The sequence below is a fragment of the Methanocalculus sp. genome, from assembly GCF_029762515.1.
In the GTDB taxonomy this organism is placed as follows: Archaea; Halobacteriota; Methanomicrobia; order Methanomicrobiales; family Methanocorpusculaceae; genus Methanocalculus.
Genome location: NZ_JARVGN010000214.1, coordinates 1 through 3990, shown reverse-complemented (window position 1 = coordinate 3990; position 3990 = coordinate 1). Strand labels below are relative to the sequence as shown.

At 53.9% G+C, this 3990-nt stretch carries 2 protein-coding genes; both read left to right on the top strand.

Features of this window, described 5'->3' with window-relative positions; all coding sequences use genetic code 11:
* The first annotated feature begins 207 nt into the window (after positions 1–207).
* Positions 208–2850 (top strand): DNA mismatch repair protein MutS, encoded by a 2643-nt coding sequence (gene mutS / locus QCH34_RS08225; RefSeq protein ID WP_300332734.1) that lies wholly within the window; start codon positions 208–210, stop codon positions 2848–2850.
* The coding region (gene mutL / locus QCH34_RS08220) for a DNA mismatch repair endonuclease MutL (protein ID WP_300332731.1) at positions 2851–3990 on the top strand (1140 nt) is incomplete at its 3' end. It abuts the gene before it with no gap.

The window sequence follows — 3990 nt, the reverse complement described above, 5'->3', positions numbered from 1 at the left end:
GAACGGGGAATGTTCATTTGCGTAGTGAATGGTATATCTGACTCTTTCATCGATGACTGCATCAAGCTCGTCACGCGGCATCGTCTCGATCGCTTTTCTGAAGTATCCAATGCTGCCCATATGGTGATTCATGCCATGAAAGGCGATAATTGTTCTCATCGGATCCAAAGATTGCGATCACCGATCGTTGATTATTTCAGGAGAGAGATGAGATCAGGTACTTGCATGTCAAAACCCAGAACGCTGACACCTGCCATGCAGCAGGTGGAGGATATGAAGAACCAGTACCCGGGCTGTATCCTCTTTATGCGTATGGGAGACTTTTATGAGACATTTTACGAGGATGCGGAGATCTGTGCCCGTGAACTTGGAATCGTCCTTACTTCAAGGTCAACTGATCCGTCCGGGAAGCCGATTCCGCTGGCGGGCATCCCCTATCATGCAGCTGAAGCCTATATTCCCCGCCTTGTCCGGCGTGGGTACCGGGTTGCGGTCTGTGAACAGATCGAGGATCCCAAAAAGGCAAAAGGGGTGGTGAAGCGGGATGTTGTCTGTGTCCATACACCCGGATGCGCAGTCGATCCCTCGATTGTGGATGCTCCTGATTCCCGGTACCTGATGGCGCTCCTCCCTGACCGGAAGGCCGAATCCTTTGGTATCGCGATCCTTGAGATCACAACCGGCGAGTTTTCCGTCCGCGAGATACCAAAAAACGAAGGAAGCGAGGGGATTGCGTCTGTCATCGAGTCCCAGCGCCCGGCAGAATGCCTGATTCCGGAGAGGACAGATCCGGAGATTCTCCGTCTCCTCGAATCATATTTTGTTCTGGTAACAGATCGTCATCCCGGAGAATTTGATGTGGCAGATGCAAACTCTCTTCTCTGCCGCCATTTTGGTGTGGCAACCCTTGAAGGCTTTGGGATTGTTGAGATGCCGCTTGCAGTCGGAGCAGCAGGTGCTGCCCTCTCCTATGCGATTGCCACCCAGAAGAACGCCCTCCCCCATCTCTCCGGGATCAGGCTCATGCATGCGTCTGACCGCATGATCCTGGATGCTGTCACCCAGAGAAACCTTGAGATCACCCGATCGATTGGGGGGGAACGCTCAAAAGCAACCCTGATTTTAACCCTCGACTCAACAAAGACTCCGATGGGGAGGCGGGCACTCTCCTCTGAGATCACAGCCCCTCTCACCAGCAAACAGGCCATTAATGATCGGCTCGATCTGGTTGCATGGCTCCTTGACTCACCCCTTACCAGAACTGATATTCTTGAGTCTCTCTCCGGATGCGGTGATATTGAACGGATCTCTGGCAGGATTGCAATCGGGAATGCCTCTCCACGTGACCTGATCTCACTGGCTCTTTCTCTTGATGCTGTGAGGGGGATCACCATCTCTCTCAAAGGTGAAATACCCCCCCTGATGGAAGAGCTTGCCGGGGAGATTGGGAGCTTTGATCCGACAATTGCCCTCATCAGATCTGGAATAACTGACGACCCACCCCTTCTTGTCAGGAGCGGGGGTGTCATACGCAATGGTTATGATTCCGATCTGGATACGCTGAGGGATACGGCAGGATCTGGCAGGGACTGGATCCTCTCGCTCCAGCAGTCCGAACGCGAACGGACAGGGATCAAATCATTGAAGATTGCCTATAACCAGGTCTTTGGGTACTATATCGAGGTGACAAAACCAAACCTCAGCCGTGTTCCACCGGAATATGAGAGGAAACAGACGACAGCGTCTGGTGAGCGGTTCACACTCCCCGCTCTCCGTGAGTATGAACGGACGATCGCGACTGCAGATGAACGGGCACTTGCCCGTGAGGCTGAACTCTACCTCGATCTGATCGGGAAACTCCGTCCGCTGGTACCTGCACTTCAGGCAGCGGCAAGGGCTGTCGGGATGATCGATCTCCTCCTCTCCTTTGCCGATGTAGCCGCCAGAAGAGGTTATGTACGTCCCCTGCTCACTGACAGCTCCTCTATTGTGATCCGGGGCGGGCGGCATCCGGTGGTCGAGGAGAGTGTGCAGTCCGGCTTTGTTCCAAATGATACCGAAATGGATAGTGAAGGCGATCAGGTCCTGATCCTGACCGGTGCCAATATGGCAGGAAAATCGACCTATATGCGTTCGGTTGCCCTCATCTGTATCATGGCACAGTCGGGATCCTTTGTCCCTGCGGATCTCGCAGAGATCGGCCTCCTTGACCGGATATTCACCCGTGTCGGTGCATCAGATGATCTTGCTGGCGGGCAGAGCACCTTCATGGTGGAGATGGTTGAGCTTGCATATATCCTCAGGCATGTAACCGACAGAAGCCTTGTGATCCTGGATGAGATCGGGAGGGGTACAAGCACCGTTGACGGGTACAGCATTGCACGATCCGTTCTTGAGTTCCTCCATGGCAGGCGTTCATCAGGTCCAAAGACCCTCTTTGCCACCCACTTCCACCGGCTTGTCGAAGTGGAGACCGAGTTGAAGCGGGTCAGGAATTACCATTTTGCGGTGCGGGAGACAGATGATGAGATCACGTTTCTCAGAAAGCTGATCCCCGGTGCAACTGATCGGAGCTATGGTATCCATGTCGCCCGCCTTGCCGGAGTGCCCGGGAAGGTACTTGATCGGGCCCGCACCATCCTCCGGGAGACATTAGCCGAAGAGGAGCGGGGCGAGGTGCCCGGAAAACGAAAACCCCGGTACACACAACTTCTCCTGATGGATTCCGGTTCAGTTGAGAAACAGAATCATCCGGTAATCTCAGAGCTTTCGTCCCTTGATATCGATATGATGAGCCCGATCGAAGCATTGAACACATTAGCAGAACTGAAGAAGAAGGCTGGTGAGTAAATGGCAGACCCGACAATACATCTCCTTGATGAAGAGACAATCTCCCATATCGCCGCTGGCGAGGTGGTGGAGCGGCCGGCATCTGTTGTGAAGGAGCTTGTTGAGAATGCAATCGATGCAGGTGCAACACGCATCCGTGTCCTTGTGAAGAGCGATAGTGCGGAAATCCGGCGAATAACTGTTATCGATGATGGCAGGGGAATGTCTCCGGAAGATGCACCCCTTGCATTCCGCCAGCATGCAACAAGCAAGATCAAAACTGCCGGGGATCTTGCGGAGATCAGCACTCTTGGATTCCGGGGTGAGGCTCTTGCGAGTATTGCGGCAGTTTCAGAAGTCACACTCACGAGCAGGAGGCGGGAGGATATCGCCGGGATCACAATCACACTCTCCGGTGGGATGATCACCGATCTCTCTGAATGTGCCGCCCCACCCGGTACCATGATCGAGGTCAGGAGTCTCTTCTTTAATACTCCTGCACGCAGGAAATTTCTCAGGACTGTCTCAACAGAGCTTGCGCATGTCTTTGACCTGATGGAGCGATCCGCACTCTCTCACCCGGAGATCTCGTTCCAGTTGATGCACCAGGAGAAGGAGAAGTTTGCCACTCCCGGCAGAGGGGATCTGCTGGAGACGATCCAGAGCCTTTTTGGTGGCGATCTCGCACGCACACTTATCACCCTCTCCCCGCTCAGGGGTGAAAACCCGGTTGTGGGATATGTTGCATATCCACTCGGATCACGAACAAACAGGAATCAGATCTATATCTCGGTGAATGGACGGCAGATTGCATCGCCATCCCTTGTACGGGCAATACGGGATGGATTTGGGACGAGCCTTGCAAAAGGCGAATATCCGTTTGCTGTGATCGACTGCCGGATTAACCCCGGGGATGTGGATGTGAATGTGCATCCAACGAAGCGTGAGGTTAAATTCTCATCAGAGCGGCAGGTGATGGATGCGGTGAGGACGACTGTCTGGTCTGCTGTTACGGAGAAGGCTCAGGAGCAGCTGATCCACACCCCGGCGGTATTAAAGCCGCTCCCCACTATGAGGGATCAGGTTTCAGACAAGCTGTCTCCGGCGTCTCCAATACAACATGTCGTCTCCGAAGGAGCGGCAACATATGGACGATCTGAT